This is a genomic window from Mesorhizobium sp. C395A (assembly GCF_030323205.1).
Taxonomy (GTDB): domain Bacteria; phylum Pseudomonadota; class Alphaproteobacteria; order Rhizobiales; family Rhizobiaceae; genus Mesorhizobium.
This window is the reverse complement of record NZ_CP100473.1, coordinates 5,938,738-5,959,774: the sequence shown is the minus strand read 5'-3', so window position 1 is coordinate 5,959,774 and position 21,037 is coordinate 5,938,738. Positions and strand designations below refer to the sequence as shown.

Annotated in this window: 15 protein-coding genes and 1 pseudogene; 1 reads left to right on the top strand and 15 read right to left on the bottom strand. The window is 57.1% G+C overall.

Going from position 1 to position 21,037, the window contains the following annotated elements; all coding sequences use genetic code 11:
• Nucleotides 1-8: 8 nt before the first annotated feature.
• The 13 genes and pseudogenes from NLY37_RS28840 to lysA all read right to left on the bottom strand — a co-directional run.
• Nucleotides 9-356: pseudogene (locus NLY37_RS28840) on the bottom strand (aminotransferase class I/II-fold pyridoxal phosphate-dependent enzyme); the annotation flags it as partial.
• Between the two features lie 826 nt (nt 357-1,182).
• A complete protein-coding gene (locus tag NLY37_RS28835; protein WP_031246589.1) occupies nt 1,183-2,253 on the bottom strand; it encodes an ABC transporter ATP-binding protein in 1,071 nt (356 codons plus the stop codon).
• Between the two features lie 16 nt (nt 2,254-2,269).
• Nucleotides 2,270-4,039, bottom strand: a complete 1,770-nt coding sequence (locus tag NLY37_RS28830) for an ABC transporter permease subunit (RefSeq protein ID WP_023743224.1) — start codon at nt 4,037-4,039, stop codon at nt 2,270-2,272.
• A 482-nt stretch (nt 4,040-4,521) separates the two neighbouring features.
• The gene (locus NLY37_RS28825) at nt 4,522-5,517 is read right to left on the bottom strand and encodes a succinylglutamate desuccinylase/aspartoacylase family protein (protein WP_031246591.1); all 996 of its coding nucleotides are present in this window, start codon (nt 5,515-5,517) and stop codon (nt 4,522-4,524) included.
• A gap of 102 nt (nt 5,518-5,619) precedes the next feature.
• Nucleotides 5,620-6,726, bottom strand: a complete 1,107-nt coding sequence (locus tag NLY37_RS28820; protein WP_031246593.1) for an ABC transporter substrate-binding protein — start codon at nt 6,724-6,726, stop codon at nt 5,620-5,622.
• Nucleotides 6,727-6,818: 92 nt separating this feature from the next.
• Nucleotides 6,819-7,706 (bottom strand): diaminopimelate epimerase, encoded by an 888-nt coding sequence (gene dapF, locus NLY37_RS28815; RefSeq protein WP_023743227.1) that lies wholly within the window; start codon nt 7,704-7,706, stop codon nt 6,819-6,821.
• 706 nt (nt 7,707-8,412) lie between these two features.
• A complete protein-coding gene (locus NLY37_RS28810; protein ID WP_023743228.1) occupies nt 8,413-8,979 on the bottom strand; it encodes a sarcosine oxidase subunit gamma in 567 nt (188 codons plus the stop codon).
• Entirely contained in the window at nt 8,972-11,905 is a 2,934-nt protein-coding gene (locus tag NLY37_RS28805; protein WP_023743229.1) for a sarcosine oxidase subunit alpha family protein, read from the bottom strand. Before NLY37_RS28805 ends, NLY37_RS28810 begins: the two co-directional genes overlap by 8 nt.
• Nucleotides 11,902-12,192, bottom strand: a complete 291-nt coding sequence (locus NLY37_RS28800) for a sarcosine oxidase subunit delta (protein ID WP_031246596.1) — start codon at nt 12,190-12,192, stop codon at nt 11,902-11,904. Before NLY37_RS28800 ends, NLY37_RS28805 begins: the two co-directional genes overlap by 4 nt.
• 10 nt (nt 12,193-12,202) lie before the next feature.
• Nucleotides 12,203-13,453 (bottom strand): sarcosine oxidase subunit beta family protein, encoded by a 1,251-nt coding sequence (locus NLY37_RS28795; RefSeq protein ID WP_023743231.1) that lies wholly within the window; start codon nt 13,451-13,453, stop codon nt 12,203-12,205.
• A 232-nt stretch (nt 13,454-13,685) separates the two neighbouring features.
• Nucleotides 13,686-14,681 (bottom strand): M14 family metallopeptidase, encoded by a 996-nt coding sequence (locus tag NLY37_RS28790; RefSeq protein ID WP_031246597.1) that lies wholly within the window; start codon nt 14,679-14,681, stop codon nt 13,686-13,688.
• 66 nt (nt 14,682-14,747) lie between these two features.
• Nucleotides 14,748-15,656, bottom strand: coding sequence for a diaminopimelate epimerase (dapF, locus tag NLY37_RS28785; protein ID WP_023743233.1), 909 nt, complete (start codon nt 15,654-15,656; stop codon nt 14,748-14,750).
• The gene (lysA, locus tag NLY37_RS28780; RefSeq protein WP_084559054.1) at nt 15,653-16,999 is read right to left on the bottom strand and encodes a diaminopimelate decarboxylase; all 1,347 of its coding nucleotides are present in this window, start codon (nt 16,997-16,999) and stop codon (nt 15,653-15,655) included. Before lysA ends, dapF (NLY37_RS28785) begins: the two co-directional genes overlap by 4 nt.
• Nucleotides 17,000-17,144: 145 nt before the next feature.
• Here lysA and NLY37_RS28775 point away from each other — a divergent pair, with 145 nt between their 5' ends.
• Entirely contained in the window at nt 17,145-18,065 is a 921-nt protein-coding gene (locus tag NLY37_RS28775; RefSeq protein WP_023743235.1) for a LysR family transcriptional regulator, read from the top strand.
• Between the two features lie 59 nt (nt 18,066-18,124).
• Here the strand turns inward: NLY37_RS28775 and NLY37_RS28770 are convergent, their stop codons facing one another.
• Together NLY37_RS28770 and NLY37_RS28765 are read right to left on the bottom strand one after the other, a co-directional pair.
• Nucleotides 18,125-19,225 (bottom strand): D-alanine--D-alanine ligase family protein, encoded by a 1,101-nt coding sequence (locus NLY37_RS28770; protein ID WP_084559048.1) that lies wholly within the window; start codon nt 19,223-19,225, stop codon nt 18,125-18,127.
• Nucleotides 19,226-20,270: 1,045 nt separating this feature from the next.
• Nucleotides 20,271-20,609, bottom strand: a complete 339-nt coding sequence (locus NLY37_RS28765) for a helix-turn-helix domain-containing protein (protein WP_502882117.1) — start codon at nt 20,607-20,609, stop codon at nt 20,271-20,273.
• Nucleotides 20,610-21,037 lie beyond the last annotated feature (428 nt).

Sequence of the window (21,037 nt, the reverse complement as noted above, 5' to 3'; positions counted from 1 at the left end):
CCTGGATACGCTTTCAGCAGCTCGACAAAGTGATCCACCGGCGCCAGCGCGCCCGTGATTGGAAAAACCCCGTCGGTTACCACGACAGGCTTTTGCCCCGGCTTGAGGTGCCGCTTTAGTTGATCCGATAGATCCTGCGGATCGCAATGATGAAACCAAACTACAGGCCTCTCTACACATCTGAGCGCATCCCTAACGCTGAAATGGGATCTTTCATCAGCGAACGCGACGTCATAGTCGTCACGCAAAGCCAAAAGCAGCGCCATAATGGACAGATATCCCGACGCCACAGAGACAGCCTTCTCGCACCCGAAATGTTGGCAAACCAATGCCTCTGTTTCTGCGTAGATCGCCATCTTGGCGTGCGTCCCGGGACCGAGACCGTAAGTACGCAGAGCCGCCATCGCTGCGTCGATGACTGCAGGGGCACCGTGTAGCGTGTGATAACTGGTGCCGCTAAAATAACTGACCTCGCGGCCATCGATCCGCATTCGCGCACCGATTGGCGAGTCCATTCGGAAACTCGGGTCGGCAAGGTTTTCGTCGTTCATCGTGCGCTCCGGCTAGGCATGCGGCATTGCATACCGGCAATGAAGTCCCCATCTGGATCGGCGTAGATACCAGCTGCATGGGGTAGAGTAATGAATGGCGTCGGCTCCCCCTGCCGCGAGAACACTGCGTTTGTGGCGACGGCATTCGCCACGGGATTGCCTTCGCAACTGGTCCCAATCAGAATCTCATTTTCGCGCCCACTAGGCTCTTAACCTCTCGATTTTGCAAATGCCGCGCGGGCGTAGCCGCCTCAAGAACCCTTCAATGCTGGCAACCATCGCGAGACAGCGTCCATGCCATCCCAGGATGAACATGCGTTCCGTGTCAAAAGGCAGTTGCGATCATCTAATCTCGCATGGACTATTCCAGAATCCATTGACGCTTGAAAATACAATATCCATCTCGGTCAATTCATTTCCGAAATATGGATTGGGACTAGTTGCCCTGACCACCCACAACGAATTTTGCCAGGCGCCGCCCTCCGGAAGAATGCGCTTGCCGATTGAGCAAATGCGGACGCCTCTTTGAACAGGCGCACTTTGCTTCAGCGTCGAACTCTGCTTCGCGCGCACATTAGTCGATAAATGACCAAGCCCATGGCCATGCCACCGCACAGATTTGGCCGTCGCTTTAGGTCAACACGATGCAGTTTTCCGCATCCCACGAAATGGTGACCGAGGTTCCCCCGACAAGCTGGGTCTGCCTCCGGTTCTGCTGCTTGACCGTGACGGTTTCATTTTCGCAGCGAACCGCATAGCGCGTCATTTCACCCAGAAAAAGTGCATGCTCGACGACCCCATTGAGGACATTCTCGGCGTGAGCGATTACCCCGCGAGGGCTGATATCAACATGCTCGGGCCGTACAAACAGCCAACCCGCATCACCACCTCGCAATTGCCCAGATAGGCGAGCGACGCCCGTAGCCTTGCCAATGGTCACTTTGCCCGAGCCATTTTCGATACGATCGACACGGCACGAGAGAAGGTTGGACTCACCGACGAACGACGCGACGAAACGGTCCTGCGGACTGTAGTAGAGGCTCCTGCTGTCGGCGACCTGAACAAGCCTGCCTTCATTGATGACTGCAACCCGGTCTGACATGGTAAGCGCTTCGTCCTGATCGTGGGTAACGAAGACGACCGTCATATTCAGTTCATCCTGGATGCGCATAATTTCGATTTTCATATGTTCACGAAGATTGCGGTCGAGAGCACCCAAGGGTTCGTCCATCAGCAGGATACTCGGATTGAAGACGACTGCGCGTGCAAGGGCAATGCGCTGCTGCTGTCCACCAGAAAGCTGATTTGGGTAGCGATCGCGGTACTCGACCATCTTGACCAGTTGCAGGGCGCGCAAGACTTTTTCCTCCGTCTCGGCGCGCCCGACTTTGCGAACCTTTAAGGGAAAGGCGACGTTCTCCGCAAGGGTCATATACGGAAATAGCGCATAGTTCTGGAACACCATGCCTATGCCGCGCTCGTAAGGGGGCACGTCCACGATTGAGCGGGACCCGAGCAACATGTCGCCACCACTCGGCGACTCGAAGCCGGCGATCATTTTGAGCGCGGTGGTCTTGCCGGACCCGGACGGACCAAGAAAGGTCAGGAATTCGCCCGGTTCGACGTAGAGATCGAAGTCGCGCACAACGTGGAGGGAGCCATACCACTTCTGGATTTTCTTCATCTCAAGGCTGGTGGACATCATTGCCTCCCGTCGTTCATTTGCTGGCACTGGTTGAGATGCGGTTCTCATGCCGTACCCTGATCCACTGAACCGTCAGGATCGATACGATTACGAGCGCGACGATGAAGGTCGAGGCCGTGCTCAGGAGCGGGTTAACCTGGAACTTGATATCACCCCAGAACTTCATCGGCAGTGTCGGCGTCTGTCGACCAAGCAGAAAGATACTGACGAGCAGTTCGTCGAACGAGGTCAGGAAGGCGAGGAGGCCTGCGGTAACGAGCGCCGGCTTAAGGATCGGCAATGTCACGAGGCGAAGCACTTGCATGGGACGTGCGCCGTGCACCGCAGCAGCCCTCTCGAGCGTCTCGTCAAAACCACGCAACGCAGCTGCCATGACGACGATGACATAAGGCACGGACAAAAGAACATGACCCAGCACCAATCCCAGGAAGCTGCCGAGCACGTGGATGCGGGCCTCGAAGACGTAGAGGGATGTCGCTACGATGACGACCGGCACCATGAGAGGCGACAGCGAGAATAGAAAAAGAGCCCTCTTGATCGGCAGCGTCGTGCGAACCAGCCAGAATGCGCCCATGGTGCCGATGATCGTTGCAAGGAGCGCAGAGGTGAGGCCGAGCTTGGTCGAGAATAGGAAGGATGCCTGCCAGTCAGTGGCGTTCGCCAACGATTCCCACCAGCGCAGTGAAAAGCCCGGAGGAGGAAAAACAACGAAGGAAGACGAACTGAATGAAAGGACGACAACGACGATCAAGGGCGCCGTCAGAAACACGAGGAAGACGATCGTATAGGCCCAAAGCCACCGCGATTTGCGGGTCAGCAATGGCTTTGTCATCACATGAATCAGAGTTTCGATAGCAACCAGAAGCGGGTCCAAAACCCGTTTCGCCCACTTCAAGGCGCGGGATCTCACTCCGGGCGGCCGGTTCGACAGGTCGGCTATCGAGGGAGACCATATCATTTCCAGAGGAATGAAGAGGCTTGCGAGGAAGAGCGTGGCAATTGTCACTAGCAGGAGCACGATGGACGACGCATCGCTGAGTTCGAAATTCAGAAGCGTCGTCATCTGCGTGACTATCAGCTGTGATATCATCGTGTCGCTGGGGCCGCCGAGAAGGGCGGGCGTGATATAGAAACCGATCGCAACGATGAAGATCAGGATGCCGGCGGAGAAGACGCCCGGGAGCGACATTGGGAAATACACACGCAGGAATGCCTGGATCGGTTTCGCGCCAAGAATTTGCGCTGCACGAGCGAAATCGTGATCGATCCGCACCATCGACGAAAACATCGTGAAGATTGCCATCGGGATAAACACATGTGTCATCCCGATCACCACGGCGAATGTGGTGTTGAGAAGCGGAAGCGGCTCGCTGACGATGCCAAGTCGGACCAGCGTGTTGTTGATAATCCCCTCGCGGCCGAGGATTATGATCCAGGCGTAAGTCCTGATAAGAAAGGCGGTGAACAGCGGGATGAGGATGAACACGGTCACAATCGATAGTGTGCGCGGCCTGATCCTTGTCAATAGATACGCAACCGGGTAACCAGCGACCAGTGAGACGACTGTTACGATCAGCCCAATCTTCAAGGTATGAAGCAGGATCCTTAGGTTGGTCTCGTTGGAGATTATGCTCGCATAGTGCGCAAAGTTCAGTTTGGTACCCTCGACGCTACCCCACAGGATGAACGACAGCGGAATGACGAGGAAACCGAGCAAAAGCAGAACCAGCGGGCCGGCGACGATGATGCCGCGAATCCAGCGCTTTGTTAGGAGAATGTTCATGTAGTTTATCCCCTTGCCCGCGGGTGATCCCGCAGAGCCAGCGGTCATACCTGTCGCCAACATTACACTCATACAAACGTCGCTCCTGGTGGCATTCCTAAGGCGCTCATGGATGTTTCTGGAAGGCGGCGGCGCGATACCCCCTTCGATTCGTCATGCGCCGAAGGAAGCAGACCGCCCTGTCTCTTTTTGAGTTCCACCATCGTCCGGCAAATCCGATTGCAGTTCGTGCCGAGACGCTTGCGCTTCACGAGACGGTCGCCCGACTTATGCTTTCAGCAAAGCGGCAGTCGATCTAGCGACAGTTCGTTGCAAAAGGCCCAAGCGTCCCGGAGTCGGATTGCGTATCTCAACAACGCGTAAGTTGCACGAGATGTAGGCAATCCGTCGATGGGAAGGAGCGCCTCATTCAGCAATCCATTGGGTCTCCGCTGCGACGCCGGCACGGTCCGTCCAGGCGAGCCCGAAGTTCTCAGCATGGGTCATCGCGATCGATTTTCCTCGATCCCAATTGCTCCCGCAAAAGAACCCTCTTTGATTGACGGGTGCGTAATACGCCAAAGAAGGAAGCCTGCGTCCGGAGCGTTAAGCTCGGCGAGCGTCTCCCCAAAGAGGTTACTGATTGTGCCTAGACGCTGGCCTTTGGTCACCGAGTCACCGGGCTCGACCTCAGAGTGGAAGTCCCCGCCCGCCGGGCAATAGACCCAGAGGTAATCATCACAATGCACCCGAGCGTTGCGGATCTCTGTTGCAGGTGTGCTGATGATGCCGAGCGTGCGGGCAACGTTCAAGACTCCTTCCACGAAGAAGGAAATCGTATCTTCGGTTAGGAGACCGTTCGCTCCAGCCTCCGGAAGCAGGGCGATTCTATCATGTGTGGCGAAAGCCGAAGGAGAATATGTTCCCGCTTTTTCCATAAAGCGCCTCGGAAGCGCTAGAACAAACTCGGCGTTAAAACACCTCGCCATCTGTCGCCCTCGGGCGTTGAGTTGGGGGTCACCTGTGTCCTGGTACATGACGAACTTCGAGACGTTCTCTCGCAAGTCCCCGCCGTGCATGTCGATAAGGCAATCCGCACCGATGGACCATTCGTTCATGATCGCGTCACAAAGTGCTTCGGAGAACGTTCCGTCCTTTTTGCCAGGAAACGTGTGCTCAATATTCTTGCCGTCAAGCGGACAAACGTATTGCGGATACTGAAAAAGCCCGGGTTGATTGATAAGAGGAATGATGGAAACGCTGCCTTCCATAACTTCTGGGTCGAACAATCGTTGAAGTCGAACGGCGGCTTCTATTGCGGAGACCTCGTTGGGGTGAACACCGGCGCAGATACAGAGCCGCGGCCCAGCCTTTTTCCCCCGGATCTCACAGATCTCCCATTTGTAACCGGCTAGCCGCGGGCTGTCGAAACTTAGATGACCGCGAAAAATGCCGGGTTTTCCGTATTCGCAGCTATTGCTGAGTGCGATAACTTCCATGTTCCTCTTGCTTTCTTAGTTAAGCGCTCGCTTATACGGCCCGAAGCCATATCTCTGGCTAATCGCCCCCGCAGACGAACGAATGCCTGCAGGGGCAAATTACTACTGTGACAGCAGTGCGACGCAGCGTTCCATAGCAACCTCGTAGTTGGTGCGACCATCGGAGCCAGTTTTGCCCCACCATGGATAGTCTTGGAAAACCTGCTTCTTAACAATATCCGGCGCGCCGGGCAGATTTTCGGCCAACTGCTTGGGAAGGAGCTTGAACGCATCTTGGTTAACAGGGCCGTATTGGATTGCCTCGGCAAAGACCGCCTGCGGTCCTGGGCGGGAAATATAGGCCAGGAACTTGAATGCGTTTTCCTTGTTGGGCGAGCCTTTCATGACCACCCAGTAGTCATATTGAAGCAATGACTGCTCCCACGAAAACGCTACCGGTGCCCCTTGTTCCTTTGCAGCCGCCATTCGGCCATTGTAACTTGATGCCATGTCGGCCTCGCCGTCGATAAGGCTTTGAGGGCCATCGGCGCCAGCAACCAGCCAGCGACCCACATCCGGCATAAGCGACTTGATCTTGGCAAAGGCCCGATCCATGTCGATCGGATAAACCTGGTCAACTGATACACCGTCGCCCATCAGCGCCCCTTCGAGTAGGCCGCCCTCAACCATCTTTTCGCACTTCGACAGTGCCCGCTTTCCCGGAAACTCCTTGACGTTATAGAAGTCGAGCCAGTTCTTTGGGTGCTTCCCGTCCTCCGGAAACTTCTTTGTGTTGTAGCCGATAACGGCCGAATACGTAAAATTGCCGATGCCGAATTCATTTCTGAGCGGCTCTGGTATGCTGGCAAGGGTCTCTTTGGCGAAGTAGCTGTAGTCTATCTTCTCGGCTCCGTCTTTGGCGATCCAACTCGCAAGCTGACCGCCGGCCAGGTCAGCAATGTCGTTTGCAGGCTGACCGAGCTGCACCGAAGCCAACAGCTTTGCGTGATCCTCCGCAACCAGCACAACGTTAATACCTGTATCGCGCGTGAATGGATCAAAAAATGCTTTCTTTTCAGCCGCTTCTAAGGTCCCTCCGCTCGATTCTATAACGACTTCCCCGCTACCCTTAAGGTTATCCGGGATGGTGTCCTGCGCTTGCGCTGCGAACGGCAACGCGGCCAATAGCAGCGCGGCGTTGAATCCAAAATACCTGGTTGTTGCGCTCATAATCTCATTCCCCTGTTTTTGTGATATGGCTCTCATCGCCTTTTTATCGGCTCGCATGTCTGAGCCATGACCTGCGGCGAATTTGCACGTCGCTACTTGCCTCCTTCTATGAAACCGTGACAGCAAAACGCGACCGGCCCAGTCATGTGAACTCTGTCGCCATCCAGAAGTTCGACATCGAGCTTCCCGCCGGGAAGATGCACGGCGATGTTCTTGGAGGTTATGAGACCTCGCTCAAGCGCCGCATAAGAGGCAACGCAGGCGCCGGTTCCACAGGCCTTGGTGAGCACGCCGGGTCGTTCCCAGACCTTGAGCCGAATGGTTTGGCTGTCGATAATCTCAGCCGCGCCCACGTTGGTACCCTCTGCAAAAAGAGGATCATTCTGCACCGCCGGCGCATAGCGGCCCATGTCGACGCTATCGAGTTGATCAACAAAGAAGACCGCATGCGGGTTGCCGATGTACAGGGCGACACCATTTGTGAGCGGACCGCTTTGAATGGGCAGGTGGAGCGTATCAACCTCTCGCGATAGTGGGATCTTTCGCCATTCCATGCTGATCGGTCCGAGGGTGACGCTGACCTCCATCGGCCCTGCCCGGCGGCAGAGGACGACGCCCCCTGCCAGCTCCATGACAAGCTCATCCTTGCCGGATTCCTCAAGCAGCAGATATGCCACGCAGCGCGTGGCATTGCCGCAAGCCCCCACTTCCTTGCCGTCGATGTTGAAAATCCTCATTGCCGCGTAGGCGCCATCGCGCAGCCCCTCCTCCGAGGCCGGTTCAATGGTCAGAAGCTGCTCGCCCCCAATGCCGATGTTCGTGCTGCAGATGCGCACTATAACGTCGGCATCCAGGACTTTGTTGCCGTCGCGCCGGTCGAAAATAACAAAGTAGTTTTCCAGACCGTGCATCTTGATGAATGGCCATTGTACCGGCAGCTCGATCGGCGCAGGTAGCGACAGAAGGTCTGTGTGCTTCATATCTCTTTCCATTCGTGTCTGAGATCTGTCGCAGAGCAGAAGGGCGATCCTTTGCCACTCAGGCTCTTTCATGCCGGACCCGGCTTCCATCCACACGCTTCCAATAGAGATCCTTGGCGTTTTCCTATCGAGCTACCCCAGCTTGTGCCGCCACAAGAAACGGATGCCGGCGGGGCTTTGCGCGATAGGTACTGAGATCGAAACTTTCGCGAGTTAGGTTGCAATCTCGTGCGACCTATAGGTCTCGCAGGCACCTGACCCGTCCGCGTTCCCTGCATCGTCATGAGGGGCATCCCTTTGACTGCCTTTTTCCGACATTTGAGTTCGTCAGGGGTCCCTTCTGATGAGAAAGCATTCCACACACCCCATAGTTTGGAAAATAGAAATTCGGCATGCCTTTATCCAATCTGGATATGTACGGGACCAATCGCGTACGGAAGTTAGCAGTGGCATCTCAAGCGGCCGCACAGCGCATTCACGTCAACTCGCGACGAGCGTTGGCATTCCGAATGCTGGGTACGAATCCCGAAAGTGACCTCTTCGTTCGCGCTTGTGGTTGTGCCGCCAACGACACCGGCTGACGCAGCAACCGAGCTCTCCAGAACCGCGGCGGGGCAGAGCGTGAAACGACAGTCTCCCGTGAGCCGCCACCTGGTCGATCCGCCGTCATGCCCTGCTGGACCGCGAACCCTTATCGCAAGGGCAGTCAGGCTGCCTTCTCATCCAACCGCTGGGCCGCCGTTTCGAGCGCGTGCCACAGCGATCCGGCAAAGGAACGCGCCCCCATCACAGCCACATGAGTTTCGCTCCGGCGGATCACGAAACAGCTCATCTCCTCAACGCCGGAACGCGTCGCTCGGCCAGGACCAAAGCCCGCAAGATCTATGTTGACGAGTTTCGACAATAGTGCCTCGAGAGGCGCGCTTCCCGCGCGCGAAGCAATCTCAAACACGATCCAGCCATCAGTTTGCTCGGTTACCGTACAATCGGGCGAGACCTCTTTCAGATCGGCAGCGAAATTGTCTTCGGCACGACCCTCGGCTTCGATCATCCATTGATCCGGGCCAACCCAGAAGGCCGCCACCCCCTGCCCTGCCACCCAGCGGCCCGGCTCGGGGAGATGAAGGCCGGAGGGCACTGGCTTTGCCGAACCGCGGCGTAGCGAAAGAGAGGCAAGCGCCAGCTCCGGGTTCTCCCGGATGTCCAGTGCCGCAAAAGATACCAGGCGGGGCTGTGCGTCGCCGAGCGCCGTGAAGGCGTTAAGGTCAGTCACGCAGACGTGCTCCCTCTGGATCGAGGAAGTGTGCCGGCACGATCCGCAGGCGTTCGCTTTCGCCTTCGACCGGATTCGCGGCCACGATCACCTCGCCTATGCGTTGGTCGCCGTTTTCCAGAAAGCCGAGCCCAATCATCGATCCGACATGCGGGCTGTAGCAGGCCGACGTGATCCAGCCCTGGTCGGTGTCGAGATTTTGCGTTGCGCCCTGGATGAAGAGATGTGACCCGGCAACAACCTTGCCCGCACGCTCGACGGGTTGCAGACCCACAATGCGGCGGACATCACCCGCCAGTCCCTCACGTCGCGACATGACCGCGCCGATGGCGTCCTTCTTCTGCGACACCATCTTTCCCAACCCCAGCATCGCGGCCGTGCTTTGGCCATTCAGTTCGGAACCACCCACATGGCCCTTTTCGACGCGCAGCACGGATAGCGCTTCAACGCCGTAAGGCGCCACTCCGAGGTCGGCTCCCGTCTGCATCAGCCGTTCCATGAGCGCCTGGCCGTAGCGGGCGGGTACCGCGATTTCGTAGGCGAGTTCACCGGAGAAAGAGATGCGGAAGAGCCGCGCGCGCAACCCACCGCAAACAGTCAGTTCCGCGCAGGCCATAAAAGGGAAGGCTCCGTTCGACAGGTCCAAACCTTCCACGATGCGACCGAGCAGGTCCCGCGATTTTGGTCCGGCCACTGCGATCTGTGCCCAGGCGTCCGTCGTGGAGATGATCTGCACGTCGAGTTCCGGCCACAGGCATTGCCGGGCAAACTCCAAGTTACGGTAGACTAGCCCGGCGTTGGCAGTCGTCGTTGTGACGACATAGTGATCCTCGGCCAGCCGGGCGCAGGTGCCGTCGTCATAGGCAAAGCCGTCTTCGCGCAGCATTAGCCCGTAGCGGACTCGACCGACCTTCAGCGTATTCATCACATTGCTATAGAGCCGGTTCAGAAATTCCCCGGCATCCGCGCCCTGCACGTCGACCTTGCCGAGGGTCGAGACGTCGCACAAGCCCACAGCGCTGCGAACTGCCTTGGTCTCACGGTCAACGCTTTGGCGCCAATGCGTTTCGCCCTGACGGGGGAAATACTCGGCTCGCATCCACTGGCCGCTCTCAACGAAAACGGCACCTTGGGCTTCAGCCCAACCATGCGTCGGCGTAAGGCGGCGCGGGCGGAAATGCGGCCCCGTATCGCCGCCGCCCAGCACCGAGATCGTCACCGGGGTGTAGGGCGGGCGGAAAATCGTCGTTCCCGTTTCCGGGATCGTTCTCCCGGTGAGCTCCGCCATCACGGCCAGCCCGGTCACGTTTGCGGTCTTGCCCTGGTCCGTCGCCATGCCCAGCGTCGTATAGCGTTTCAGATGCTCTACCGGACGCATGTTCTCGGCATGGGCGATCTTGATGTCCTTCACCGTCACGTCGTTCTGGAAATCGACCCAGGCACGCTTTTTGCCCGGTACATGGAAAATGGGCGCGACTCCGTAGCCCGACTCCTCCGACCGCGGCAGAATGGGCAGTGCTGCCGCAATTCCGATTTCGTTCAGCGCGCGCAGGGCAGCCTCGGCGCCCGAGCGAAGCGTCTGGGTGGTGGAAAAATGGCCCGCCGCCGCACCCACCGGAAGCAATCCCGCGGGCCCGTCAGCGCCCGGCAGGAAGGCCTGCAGTGCCTCATTCCAAACGGGCCGACCGCGATGATGGGAGGTCAAGTGCACATTCGGGTTCCAGCCGCCCGAAACACCCAGCCCGCCGCACTCGATCCATTCGCGGCGACCGTTCTCGGAAACCTCGATTGCTGTCAGGCCCAGCCGCCCGCGCGAACCCGTCACCATGCCACCGGCGATCACGCGATAATCGCCCCAGGCTCTGGCCTCGCGGCGCGCGTCGATAACGGCGACGACATGGACGCCCTTGGCGGCCAGGTCGCCGGCAGTGCGATGGCCGTCGTCGTTGTTAGTGAAGACAGCGACCGTCTTGGACGGGCATGCCGCCCAGCGATTAGCGTAAGCCCGCATTGCGCCCGCCAACATGATCCCCGGACGGTCATTGTCGGCAAAGGCGATGGGTCGTTCGGTGGCACCCGCAGCCAAGATCGCGCGTTTGGCAGTGATGCGCCACAGCGTCTGGCGGACCTTGTCGCCCGGCTCCGCAAGGTGATCGGAAACGCGTTCGACCGCCCCGTAGATTCCGTGGTCAAACACACCGAACACGGTGGTGCGACGCATCACGCGAACGTTCGGCAGGCTCTCCAATTCAGCCTCCAACGCGGAGATCCAATCGGTAGCCGGCGCCCCGTCCAGCGTTTCCGTCTCGGCCAAGAGTCTGCCGCCCAAACGGAAATCCTCATCCGCCAGGATCACGCGTGCACCGGAGCGCGCCGCTGTCAGTGCCGCCGCAAGCCCGGCCGGGCCCCCTCCTATGACCAAGAGGTCGCAATGCAAGAAGCCCTTGTCGTAGGCATCCGGATCAGCCCGCATGGACAAGCTTCCGAGGCCGGCCGCTTTGCGGATCGCAGGCTCGTAAAGCTTTTCCCAGAAGGCTTTCGGCCACATGAAGGTCTTGTAATAGAACCCGGCCGTGAAAAACGGCGATAGCAAATCATTGACCGCCAAGGCATCGAAGCTGAGTGAGGGCCAACGATTCTGGCTTCGCGCCACAAGCCCTTCAAACAACTCCGCAACGGTTGCGCGCGTATTAGGCTCCTGACGAGCGCCCAAGCGCAGCTCGACCAAGGCGTTCGGCTCCTCGGAGCCGGCCGAGAACACACCGCGCGGACGATGATATTTGAAGCTGCGGCCCATCAGGCGCACGCCATTGGCCAGAAGCGCTGAGGCAAGCGTGTCGCCTGGATGTCCCTCGTATCGCTTGCCATCGAAGGTAAAGTTCAGGGATTTCGAGCGGTCGACCAACCCGCCGGCTAGCCGGGTCATTGACCGCTCCTTTTGCGCGCCAGCGCGGCATCGCGTGCCAGTTCAGCGCCGAGGATTTCGTGCGTGACTGTGTTGCGGGTGACTAGCAGCCATGACCGATCGCCCTGCTCATGGAACCATAGTTCGCGATGCACGCCCGCTGGGTTGTCGCGCAGGAAGACGTAGTCGCAGAATAAGTATTCGGCGTCGGGCCTAGTCGGGTCGGGACGGTCGAGGAGCCTGACATCGCCGAGATAAATGAATTCTCGCGCATCGCGCGAACCCAAAATCGGATGGGGAATTAGCATTCGGTTGACCTCAGTGCAGGTTGGGCTGTGCCCCAGTGCCGGTTTCGTCAATTACATACCCGCGTGAGAACCGATCGAGCCGGTAAGCGCGCGCAGTCTCGTGTGGGGACCCAGTGGCAAGCAGATGGGCGAAGGCGTAGCCGCTGGCGGGCGTCGCCTTGAAGCCACCGATGCACCAGCCGCCGTTGAAAAAGAGACCCTCGACGTCCGTGCGGTCAATGATCGGTGAGCCGTCCATCGACATATCCATGAGACCGCCCCACATGCGCAGGACCCTGGCACGCCCGATCATTGGCATCAGCGCCAACCCGCATTCGGCCGCATGCTCGACCACAGGCAGGTTGCCCCGCTGGGCGTAGGAATTATAGCCATCGATATCGCCACCGAAGACGAGGCCCCCCTTGTCCGACTGGCTGATGTAGAAGTGTCCCGCCCCGAAGGTGATGACGCCAGGAAGTATGGGCTTTAAGCCTTCCGAGACGTAGGCCTGCAAGACATGGCTCTCCATTGGAAGCCGCATTCCCGCCATCGCCATGACGCGGCCCGAAGAGCCCGCCACTGCAACGCCGACCTTGCCGGCACCGATATAGCCGCGCGAGGTCTCGACACCGCGGATCTTGCCACCAACAATCCGGAAACCTGTCACCTCGCAGTTCTGAATCAGGTCCACACCCTGCAGATCGGCGCCACGAGCGTATCCCCACGCGACACCATCATGACGCGCCGTGCCCCCGCGCGCCTGCAGCAAACCGCCACGGATCGGAAAGCGCGCATTGTCAAAATTCAGAAAGGGAACCATCGCGCGCAAATCTTCACGGCTCAACAGACGCGCGTCAGCTCCGGCGAGTATCACGGCGTTGGCGCGGCGCCGAAAAGAATCGCGCTGCGAATCCGAGTGGAGAAGGTTGATGACCCCACGTTGAGAGACCATCGCGTTGAAGTTGAGTTCCTGCTCCAGTCCTTCCCAGAGCTTCATCGAAAATTCGTAGAATGGCTCGTTGCCGGGAAGTAGGTAGTTTGAACGGATAATGGTGGTGTTGCGGCCAATATTCCCCGATCCTAACCAGCCCTTCTCCAGCACAGCGATCCGGGACTGCCGGAACGTCTTGGCAAGATAGTAAGCGGTCGCTAAACCGTGCCCGCCTCCGCCGACGACCACATAGTCATAGTCTGATTTGGGCTCCGGATTGCGCCAAAGCGGGCGCCATCCGGTGTTCCCTTTGAGCGCTTCGGCAAATACGCGGAAGCCTGAGAATTTCATTCCTAACCCTCTCATCGACAAAGCTTCCAATTAACGACAGTCAAGCGCAGCAAGTGCCCCATCACGTTCTAGAGCATGCCTGCAGACCGGCCCTTCCGGCTTTTCTTCGGCCTTCCGTTTCTCTCAAGCCGAGTCAGTTGCGTGGTTGCTATGCCAAGCGTGCCGAATGAGCGGCCGTTCTGTCGCCCCGGCAGCCCCAGAGCAACCGAAAAGCGATCCTGAAGTGTTCGTCCTACTGGTAAACCGATGTTTCCTCGACTGCGACCGCTCCTAAGGGCGACCCTTTTGGAATCGTCGGATGGGTCATGCGCCACAGAAGAAAACCTGTCTCCGGTGCGGCGACTTCTGCCAGCGTCTCGCCGAAAAGATTGCTGATCGTACCGAGGCGTTGGCCCTTGGTAACCCGATCACCCGGCTCGGCCTCAGCGTGGAACTCGCCATCCACGGGGCAGTCAAGCCAGAGATACTCATCACATGGAATTCGGGCGTTCAGGAACGGTGCGAGGGGCGCATCGATGATTCCTAGGGTGCGGGCGATGTTGAGCACTCCTTCGAGGTGGAAGGAGATCGAACCCTCATCCAGAAGCCCATTCGCTCCTGCTTCCGACATCAAGGCCAGCCGATTGTGACGAGCAAAAGCCGTCGGAGCCCGACCCGGCTTCTCCATATGTGCAGCCGGCAGACCCATTACTATCTCGGCGTCGAAGCACATTGCCATCCGCCTGCCCAACGCGTCGAGCTCGACGTCGTCGGTACGCTGGAAGATTGAAAACTTGGAGACGTTCTCCCGCAGGTCGCCCCCATGCAAGTCGACGTAGCAATCAGAGTCTACGCACCATTCATTCATGATTGAGTCGCACAGCGCTTCCGAAAAAGTTCCATCCCTGTTGCCCGGGAAAGTGAAATTGATATTTCGGCCATCAATCGGACAGACTAGTTCGGTATATTTGTAGAACGCCGGCTGGTTGATCAAAGGAATAATAGAGACGGAACCCTGGATCGTCTCCGGATCGATCATCCGCTGCAAGCGAACAGCAGCTTCGATGCTGGATACCTCGTTGACGTGAACTCCAGCGGATACACATAGCCGCGGACCAGGCTTCCTGCCGCGAATCTCACAAAGTGGCCAGCTGTAGTCCGCCAGACGAGGATTGTCGAAACGCAAATGCCCTCGGAAAATGCCAGATTGCCCATAGGCGCAGCTATCGTTTGAAGGGCTAATTTCCATTGTCTTATCTTCCAGTCTGATGCTCGCGCTTTTCTGGCCGGGTCATTCTGTACATACGATGCTGGCCTATGAGACCTTGGCTGCGGCTTTCTTGCCCGCTTCGAGGAAACCATGACAGCAAAACGCGACTGGTCCGGTCATGCGGACTCTGTCGCCATCCAGAAGTTCGATATCGAGCTTCCCGGCCTGTAGATGGACTACGATGTTCTTCGAGGTGACGAGGCCTCGTTTAAGCGCCGCATATGCAGCAACGCAGGCGCCGGTCCCACATGCCCTGGTTACTATTCCTTGCCGTTCCCAGACCTCGAGCCGAAGGGCCTGTCCGTCGAGAACCTGAGCAGCGCCCACGTTGGCTCCCTCTGGGAAGAGAGGATCATTATGCACCACGGGCGCATAGCGGCCCAGGTCGACGCTATCGAGTTGATCAACAAAGAAAACGGCATGCGGGTTGCCGATATAAAGAGCGGTACCATCGGCGAGCGGGCCGCTTTCAATGGGCAGGTGGAGCGTATCAACCTCCCGCGATAAAGGAATCTCGCGCCAATTCATGCTGATCGGTCCGAGCGTGACGCTGACCTCCATCGGCCCCGCCCTGCGGCAGTGGACGACGCCCCCCGCCAACTCCATTAGCACCTCGTCCTTGCCGGATTCCTCGAGCAGCAAATATGCCATGCAGCGCGTGGCGTTGCCGCATGCCCCAACTTCCTTACCGTCGATGTTGAAGATCCGAATTGCCGCATAGGCGCCGGCGCGCAGACCCTGGTCCGACGCCCGTTCAATTGTCAGCAGCTGCTCGCCCCCAATGCCGACATTAGTGCTGCATATACGCACAATGTCATCATCATCTAGAGGCTTGCTGCCGTCTCGACGGTCGAGAATAACGAAGTAGTTTTCCAGACCGTGCATCTTGATGAATGGCCACTGGAGCGGCAACTCAACTGGAGAAGGTAGTGAGAGAAGATCCGTATGCTTCATATCTCTTTCCATTCGTTTGTGAGATCTGTCGCCGATTGGACGCAAGATCCTTGCCACTCTGTCTCTTCCTCGAGCGTCAGCAAGGCTGCGGTGGTCTGCCTACGCCGGATCACCCGGAACCGATCCCCGTCGACAAGGACTTCAGCTGCTAGGTCGCGCGCATTGTAGGTCGATGCCATCGAGGCGCCATATGCGCCGGCGCACCCAAAGGCGAGACGGTCCCCGGATCGCAGCAGAGGCAAATCTTCATAGGTACCGAAGATGTCCGAACTCTCGCAAACGGGACCGGCAATCTGATAGGTGTGCAATCCTTGCCGAGCCTGCTTCACAGGAAAAACTGGATGAACGGCCCCATACATCGCGGGGCGCATTAGGTCATTCATGCCCGCGTCGACAATGGCGGTAAGCCGGTCAGCGGTCTTTTTTATGTAAAGCACTTCGGCCACCAGAATCCCGGCCGGCCCCACCAACCAACGTCCCGGTTCGACAGTCAACTCGCAACCGAGACCGCTAACCGTTTCGCGCACGATCGTGGCGTACTCGCCCAAGTCCGGACTGCGGCCTTGATCGTACGGGATGCCTATGCCGCCACCCAGATCAAGGCGACGAACGGCCATACCTTGCGAACGCAGCAATCTTACAAGGTAAGCAATGCGAGAATAAGCCGCGCGATAAGGCGAAAGATCAAGAATTTGCGATCCGATATGCACGGCAAGGCCTATTGGATCGAGCTCTGGCGCAGTTAAGGCTTTGGCATAAAGAGCCGGTATGTCCTCGAGGGGGATTCCGAACTTGTCATGCTTCTTGCCTGTGCTGATTTTGGCATGCGTCCCTGCGTCCACATCTGGATTCACCCGCAGTGCAACCGGCGCCCGCACGCCCAGGGCCCCCGCCACGTTAATGACAGCGTCGAGTTCGGCTTCAGATTCGATGTTGATCTGGTGGATACCCACTTCCAGTGCACTGGCGATCTCGGAGCGCCTCTTGCCGACGCCAGAGAAGATGATCTTCGATGCGGGGACACCCGCCGATACCGCACGTTCCAGTTCGCCGCCGGATACGATGTCCATGCCGCTTCCCAAAGCTGCCAACACTCCGAGAACAGACAGGTTTCCGTTCGCCTTCACCGCAAAGCAGACTGAGACGCCACTAGGCTTAAGCGCGGCGCTCAGGGTAAGGTATGCCGTTCTTATGGCGTCAGAGGAGTAGCAATAGAACGGCGTCGGAACTGCCATAGCGACTGTGTCGATGCAAACGCGCTCCATGTGCAGGGCTTGATTGCGATAGGCCAGCTGTTTCGAGCCGGTGTCGCCATGTGGAGCATCGATCATAGCAGTTGCCATTCTCGGCCATCCCGAGTCCTGTCGATCCATCGTGGGTGGGGCCTTACCTTCCAATCTTGACAGAGATCATTCCAGAAAACTCTAGGCGTGGAAAATATATTGTCTTAGGCTTCAAATTCATTTTCGATATATGACAGCAGGGAACATGCGACTCAATCAGCGCCAGATAGAAGTCTTCAACGCCATCATGGTGCATAAGAGTGTGACCGCAGCGGCGGCCTCTTTGAGAACGTCGCAACCAACCGTGAGCCGCGAGTTGCGCGATCTTGAAAAGCAGATAGGCTTCGATCTATTCAACCGCTTCGGCAAGCGCCTCACGCCGACAAGCCAGGCTCAACTGCTGCATTCGGTGGTTGCGCGGTCATTTGTTGGGATGGAAGAAATCAGCCGAGTGGCCACTGCGATCAAAGGGCATAACGCCGCCCACATCAGAATCGCCTGCCTTCCGGCTTACGCCGAGGCGTTTTTGCCCGATGTGGTGCACCGTTTTTTGAAGGCTCGTCCCCAAGTCCACCTTTCGGTGCATTCACTGGGTGAAGTGGCGCTCAGGCATGACATGACGACGCAGCTGTTCGACATCGGCCTAACTGAAGGGAGCTATGACTACGACGACGCAACAACCGAAAAGATTGATGCAGGCGAACTCCTCTGCGTTTTTCCTGCTGGACATCCTCTAACGGCAAAGTCGGTCATTGATCCACAGGATTTCCAAGGGGTCGCGTTTGTCTATTACTCGGAAGAGGATCCTTATAGGCACAAGATAGACGAGGTCTTCGATGCTGCAGGCGTCGCGCGCCATTTTACGCTCGAAACCACCACCGCCACGGGGCTTTGCTCAATGGTAGCCGCTGGCGTGGGCGTTTCGATCGTAAATCCGTTCACAGCCGCGCACTATGCTGAGAGAGGCGTGGTCTTGCGAAAGCTGAGCGTCCGTGTGTCCTATCATGTCAACCTGTGGAGACCGGCAAAGGGGCTACGATCTGCGCATGCAGACCAATTTGTTAGACTGTTGCGCCAAGTGACGGAAGAAATGAAGCAGCGTTTCAAGATTCTACTGGCAGACTGAATTTACCGCGACACTGCTCGAACGCTCCCTTCCGCCTGGCCTTTCATAAAAGGAAACGTTCAAATGCTCGCGTAGTTGATGTAATGCTCTGGTTTTATGAAGGGAGTTGATTTGGAAGAGATAAATGATATCAAGTCTATGACTGTCATTCCGTGACCGTGTAGCATCATCTCGAATGATCCATCTTTGGCTAACCCAGGAATATAGTTACATTCTAGGAACCAGATTTGTGAGTCATCTGTTACTCTGAAGTCGAACCTAACCATATTGTATACGTCTATAGAAGAAGCAATATTTTCTGATACTGACTGGATTTTACGCGAAATCACATTATCCAATTCGACTAGAGTCTTCCTGGCCAAACGGCCAGAATATTTTTGATCGCGCCCGCAAAATTGCATATCTGCCTCAAGTTGTACGACCGGTAGTGGTATTATATTCGATGAATCGACCAAGCATCCGCAGGTATACTCATCGCCAGGAATGAACTCTTGTAACAATGCAGCGCTATCGTAGGTAAATATTGTTCGAAGTAGAGCCTCAATCTCCACCTCAGACGTTCCAGGATCGTGAAAGAGCTTTGAGAATAGGGATGACCCAAGAGAGTTTGGCTTCACAACGATTGGATGTTGGATTGACTTTATGGCATCAAGTACTTCGGCGACATTTCTCGGTCTTATTAGTATTGTTTTTGGCGATCTCACCGTTTCAACTGGCAGTAGCGAGGAAACGAACGACGACATTGCGTACTTATTCATCGTTAACGATGCTACATGCGGGTCGCCAAACGTGCCTCTTAAGCCTGAAAGCGCCGCAAGCGTCTGAATCCCTCCGTCTTCGCCAAATTGTCCGTGCAACAAATTCACAACGTATTCCTCGCGAGAAGCAATATCATCTAAAGCGACGAGCAGTGGGTGCCCAGAGATGGTGCTATTCTCTGAAATATAGAATTGAAGGTCATCGATATTAAAATCGGAGTTAACCGGTATGGGGCGAACAAATCCATCTTTTCGGCTAATGTGATACAAATTTTTCACAGAAAATGGACGTTTGTTTCTATGAATCGCCAGATATGACGAGAGGATATTGGTTAGAGATGTGATGGATCCGTCGTATTCCGTAGAAATACCGCCGAATATGAATGAAATTTCAAGAGGCATCCTGGTTTTCCCTTAGTTGAGGTGTGGTAAATTGCGGAACTACGACCGTCTCTCGGAGAAATTTCGAACTGGCTCTTCGATATTTGAAGGGCTCACTCCGTCGCAGGGTAAGGGATGACGACGTATTTCTGCAGACCATGCATTTTGAGGATTTCGTTTCGCAAAATAAGAACGCCATGATGTGCGCCTTGTGCGGATTTTTCGTGCCAGCATCCCGGCGAGGAACGCCATACGATGCGGCATAGTGGGACGCATACGGGGTTAGCTCTTGGTTGATCGAAATGTTGGCGGAGCTTTCCAACAGTCGCATAAGCCGCCTCGCTGGCGCCCTAATCCCGAAAATGCCACAGGCCGCATGCGGTCGCAAACGGTCGCGGATCAGGGCATGTTGTACCGACATGGATTGCTCGACCGTTTCCGCCGCCAGATGTTCATACGGAGCTCGGTTAGCCGACAGGGTTGGAGGAAGCCCAAGACGCTGGGCGGCGGGGGCGTATTGCAAACCAGTGCCGCGTGTGTTGCCAGCGCCGCGTGTGTTGCCTTTAACCAGGATGGGCCCTTTTCTTGCCATTTACTGATGACTCCGACGTTGCGTGCTCAGCGGCCATCCTACCTAACCGGGGCCCGCGTTTTCGCCCATGCCTCACCTCAGACTGCTGCTGAGCGTACCATTGTCAGCGATTTACAATCATAAAGGTTCTGTAAATTTGTTGGACAATCCATTGCAGGAGAGTGGTCTATTCGAATGAATATTTAAGCCGATCTCGTATGAGTGATAGCCGGCGGTTCAGCATAAAGTCGCCCCATGCAATGCGGCTGCAGCTACCGACGCATGTTCCGTGCCAATGCTGAAAAACGTTTGTTATTAGCAAGATGCCTCCATGACCGTTGGTCTCACGTGTCCGACATTGTTAGATTCCAGACAAAGCGGAATGCAGTAGTGGGGTGTAAAGAGCTCATGTATAGGAGTCCTGCTTTTTGACAGAAATTTGCCTGAGCTATGCGTGCCCGTCGCTTGCGTCTTGCATTAGGATGTTTGGCCCAGTCATTTATTATGGCGCGCTCGATCGTTGCAAGCAGCCCAGGGAGGCGGGCAGGGAAGAAATCTGGCAATAGGCTGAAAGTCGTCCGCCCTTCGGCCGGACAGATCACGCCGTAGATGTAGGCCGACGTGGTGCGCTGATCCTTTGGGGCTGATGGTCGCGTTCCGCGCCTCGCCCAACGGCTGCGCATCATCCAGCAGGGGCACGCCACCAGGAGACACCCCGTCGATCAGGCCGTTAGGGCCAGAGGCGTTGAAGCGCAGCACCCAGTCGCGAACCGTCTGAAGACCTACGCCGCCAACCCGCGCCGCCTCGCAGCGCGTGCTGCCCTCGTAAATCATCGCCAACGTCAGCAACCCGGCGAACCTGGTTCGCATTATCGCTCGACCGGGCCAGTGCCCGCATCGCCGACGCCGTATAACCATCTCGAAGCTTCACTGCCGCTGCCATCGCCAACCTCCTTGGGTTCGCGATCAATGAATCAGACACCAGCCATTTTGGAAAGCCCTTCATGAGTCAGGGCTCAAGAGACTTGGTATAAGCCGCCGGCACGGGTGGCCGCTATGGGTTTTCAATTGGGGCCGCAGCCATGAACAGGCATCGCATGACGGTGCGGTCGCGGCAATTGAAGGCGTGGCATATTTCGAAAGCGGCACGGATATCGGTTCCGGCATGTGAGGATCGGCGCCGCGGCCTGCCTGGACAGCTTGCCGGTGGTGACGACGCACACTCTTGCAGGACCGGCTCAGTTTGGCTTCCGAGCTGGCCG

Coding starts and splice junctions, on each gene's coding strand:
- NLY37_RS28770 (WP_084559048.1), bottom strand. CDS start 19,225: ATGCCTCTTGAAATTTCATTCATATTCGGCGGTATTTCTACGGAATAC.
- NLY37_RS28830 (WP_023743224.1), bottom strand. CDS start 4,039: ATGAACATTCTCCTAACAAAGCGCTGGATTCGCGGCATCATCGTCGCC.
- NLY37_RS28795 (WP_023743231.1), bottom strand. CDS start 13,453: ATGAAATTCTCAGGCTTCCGCGTATTTGCCGAAGCGCTCAAAGGGAAC.
- NLY37_RS28820 (WP_031246593.1), bottom strand. CDS start 6,726: ATGAGCGCAACAACCAGGTATTTTGGATTCAACGCCGCGCTGCTATTG.
- NLY37_RS28800 (WP_031246596.1), bottom strand. CDS start 12,192: ATGCTAATTCCCCATCCGATTTTGGGTTCGCGCGATGCGCGAGAATTC.
- dapF (WP_023743233.1), bottom strand. CDS start 15,656: ATGAAGCATACGGATCTTCTCTCACTACCTTCTCCAGTTGAGTTGCCG.
- NLY37_RS28765 (WP_502882117.1), bottom strand. CDS start 20,609: ATGATTTACGAGGGCAGCACGCGCTGCGAGGCGGCGCGGGTTGGCGGC.
- NLY37_RS28835 (WP_031246589.1), bottom strand. CDS start 2,253: ATGTCCACCAGCCTTGAGATGAAGAAAATCCAGAAGTGGTATGGCTCC.
- lysA (WP_084559054.1), bottom strand. CDS start 16,999: ATGGCAACTGCTATGATCGATGCTCCACATGGCGACACCGGCTCGAAA.
- NLY37_RS28825 (WP_031246591.1), bottom strand. CDS start 5,517: ATGGAAGTTATCGCACTCAGCAATAGCTGCGAATACGGAAAACCCGGC.
- NLY37_RS28790 (WP_031246597.1), bottom strand. CDS start 14,681: ATGGAAATTAGCCCTTCAAACGATAGCTGCGCCTATGGGCAATCTGGC.
- dapF (WP_023743227.1), bottom strand. CDS start 7,706: ATGAAGCACACAGACCTTCTGTCGCTACCTGCGCCGATCGAGCTGCCG.
- NLY37_RS28805 (WP_023743229.1), bottom strand. CDS start 11,905: ATGACCCGGCTAGCCGGCGGGTTGGTCGACCGCTCGAAATCCCTGAAC.
- NLY37_RS28775 (WP_023743235.1), top strand. CDS start 17,145: ATGCGACTCAATCAGCGCCAGATAGAAGTCTTCAACGCCATCATGGTG.